11 tRNA genes are annotated in these 1,484 nt (G+C 50.1%); all 11 read left to right on the top strand.

The features are described from left to right. Positions 1–20 precede the first annotated feature (20 nt). Positions 21–97, top strand: a tRNA-Met gene (locus tag PB1_RS16350). 6 nt (positions 98–103) lie between these two features. Then, positions 104–180, top strand: a tRNA-Ile gene (locus PB1_RS16345). Between the two features lie 10 nt (positions 181–190). Continuing rightward, positions 191–283, top strand: a tRNA-Ser gene (locus PB1_RS16340). A gap of 308 nt (positions 284–591) precedes the next feature. Further along, positions 592–665, top strand: a tRNA-Met gene (locus PB1_RS16335). 3 nt (positions 666–668) lie between these two features. Then, positions 669–744: transfer RNA gene (locus PB1_RS16330), tRNA-Asp, on the top strand. A gap of 143 nt (positions 745–887) precedes the next feature. Next, a tRNA-Phe gene (locus PB1_RS16325) sits at positions 888–963 on the top strand. A gap of 37 nt (positions 964–1,000) precedes the next feature. Then, positions 1,001–1,076 (top strand) — tRNA-His (locus PB1_RS16320). Between the two features lie 19 nt (positions 1,077–1,095). Continuing rightward, positions 1,096–1,169 (top strand) — tRNA-Gly (locus PB1_RS16315). 4 nt (positions 1,170–1,173) lie between these two features. Continuing rightward, positions 1,174–1,250: transfer RNA gene (locus tag PB1_RS16310), tRNA-Ile, on the top strand. A 1-nt stretch (position 1,251) separates the two neighbouring features. Further along, positions 1,252–1,326: transfer RNA gene (locus PB1_RS16305), tRNA-Asn, on the top strand. Positions 1,327–1,329: 3 nt separating this feature from the next. After that, a tRNA-Ser gene (locus tag PB1_RS16300) sits at positions 1,330–1,421 on the top strand. The last annotated feature ends 63 nt before the right edge of the window (positions 1,422–1,484 follow it).

Raw genomic sequence — 1,484 nt, 5'->3', positions numbered from 1 at the left:
ATCATAAAAGATTTATTTTTGGCGGCGTAGCTCAGCTGGCTAGAGCGTACGGTTCATACCCGTGAGGTCGTGGGTTCGATTCCCTCCGCCGCTACCAAATAGAGGACCTTTAGCTCAGCTGGTTAGAGCAGACGGCTCATAACCGTCCGGTCGTAGGTTCGAGTCCTACAAGGTCCACCATTTCTAATACGGAGGAATACCCAAGTCTGGCTGAAGGGATCGGTCTTGAAAACCGACAGGGGTGTCAAAGCCCGCGGGGGTTCGAATCCCTCTTCCTCCGCCATATCACTTTATAATTTTATTAGTGCGGGTTAAGCACGCCTGAAAAAGCTTCTTTGAATATTCTTCAGCGCACCGATTGAGCCGCTTCCTGAATATGCTTACTGAAATCGGGACAGTCCGAAAGCTAAAATAAGCGCATAGGACAAAAAATATAAAATAATATTATCGCGGGGTGGAGCAACGAGCATTACTTCTCTGAATAACCTGCGAGTTGTACCGACCGAACTGCTTCTTGGTTTAACTTCTGAGGTCGGGACAGTCCGAAAGCTAAAATAAGCGCATAGGACAAAAAATATAAAATAATATTATCGCGGGGTGGAGCAGTCCGGTAGCTCGTCGGGCTCATAACCCGAAGGTCGCAGGTTCAAATCCTGCCCCCGCAATCTGGTCCCGTAGTGTAGCGGTTAACATGCCTGCCTGTCACGCAGGAGATCGCGGGTTCGATTCCCGTCGGGACCGCCATTTAAACTTATGGGTCGGCAGCTTAGTCGGTAGAGCAGATTGCACTCATCATTGATCAGCTTCCGCGGCAATCTGCGTGAAAGATCGGAAGATCTTTGTGAAAAGGTCTGAATAAAATAGATATTTAGTGAACAAAAATATATGGCTCGGTAGCTCAGTCGGTAGAGCAAAGGACTGAAAATCCTTGTGTCGGCGGTTCGATTCCGTCCCGAGCCACCATCTTTTAGCCGTTAACTGCTTTTACTTTTTGACGATGGCGGCTATGGCGAAGTGGTTAACGCATCGGATTGTGGCTCCGACATTCGTGGGTTCGATTCCCACTAGTCGCCCCATCAAACAAAAAACAAATACGCGGGTGTAGTTTAGTGGTAAAACCACAGCCTTCCAAGCTGTTGTCGTGGGTTCGATTCCCATCACCCGCTCCAAAATGGGCCTATAGCTCAGCTGGTTAGAGCGCACGCCTGATAAGCGTGAGGTCGATGGTTCAAGTCCATTTAGGCCCACCATTCCGCAGTAGCTCAGTGGTAGAGCATTCGGCTGTTAACCGAACGGTCGTAGGTTCGAATCCTACCTGCGGAGCCATAAGGAGAAGTACTCAAGTGGCTGAAGAGGCGCCCCTGCTAAGGGTGTAGGTCGGGTTAACCGGCGCGAGGGTTCAAATCCCTCCTTCTCCGCCATTAAGGCCCGTTGGTCAAGTGGTTAAGACACCGCCCTTTCACGGCGGTAACACGGGTTCGAAT

The organism is Bacillus methanolicus PB1, from assembly GCF_000262755.1.
Lineage (GTDB): Bacteria > Bacillota > Bacilli > Bacillales > Cytobacillaceae > Bacillus_Z > Bacillus_Z methanolicus.
The sequence above is the reverse complement of the archived record's forward strand: the minus strand, read 5'-3'. Positions and strand labels throughout refer to the sequence as shown.